1 protein-coding gene and 1 pseudogene are annotated in these 802 nt (G+C 43.0%); one reads left to right on the top strand and one right to left on the bottom strand.

All coding sequences use genetic code 11. The features are described from left to right. Positions 1–365, bottom strand: a pseudogene (locus tag OM074_RS21145) (hypothetical protein); the annotation flags it as partial. 199 nt (positions 366–564) lie between these two features. Between OM074_RS21145 and OM074_RS21140 the strand changes: the two are divergent. Continuing rightward, positions 565–756 (top strand): hypothetical protein, encoded by a 192-nt coding sequence (locus tag OM074_RS21140; RefSeq protein ID WP_301202707.1) that lies wholly within the window; start codon positions 565–567, stop codon positions 754–756. The last annotated feature ends 46 nt before the right edge of the window (positions 757–802 follow it).

The following is an 802-nucleotide window of genomic DNA, read 5'->3' as shown; positions in this document are numbered from 1 at the left end:
GCGGCATTGAACTCAAAACCCTGCAACAGGTTCAGATCCCCATCAACAACATTGCGCTCCCCCCTGCCATTGGTAACATCTGCCTGTATAACTTTTACCATTTGGGAAGTCAGCCTGCTGGATACTTTCTTGTCTGCCGATTGTGCGATCGGTGTTTTCAGTGCCGAACGCAACAGCTTTCCTGCTTTTCCTGCTCGGCCAAACTCTGCCCCGTTTTCCCTGGTCCTTGCAAAGGCCGGATCTTTTTTGATCCTTTCACCATCAACCCCACCTTTAGTCCTTGCCAGGTATTCACCTTCGCTCTTATAGAAAGAAAGATCCCCGATCTGTCCTTCTAATTTTAATACGCCTTTTTGCCTTGCCATAACAAACTATTTTTTATTAACGCTTACCAAAATATCCCTTCTGGTTTTCTGTTACAAATCTCTCTGTCCCATTTGTCCCCATTTGTCCATTTTGGCATGCAATGTCCCCAATATTTGCGGAATATCCCTATATTTACTGTATAGACAAACCAGGTTTTAAGTATGGATTGAGTACAAAAATTCTTATATGGGTATCAAAATGAACCGCGCATGCATCTATGCAAAGGATGTGCAGCGGATTACCGGGAAAAGTGAAAAATCCGGTCAGCGCTTACTCAATAAAATCAAAAAGGAACTCGGGAAAGAAAACCACCAATTTATAACCACTGATGAGTTTGCCGATTACTCAGGCATTGCAGTTGATGTGATCCGGGAGTATTTGGTGGAGTAAATTGCCTTCTTCCCTATTGTTTATATTTGCTTTGCTCCTGGTCATT

It is taken from the genome of Plebeiibacterium marinum, from assembly GCF_026013615.1.
In the GTDB taxonomy this organism is placed as follows: domain Bacteria; phylum Bacteroidota; class Bacteroidia; order Bacteroidales; family Marinilabiliaceae; genus Saccharicrinis; species Saccharicrinis marinus_A.
Note: the sequence above shows the minus strand (reverse complement) of the source record. Positions and strands in the feature narration are given on the sequence as shown.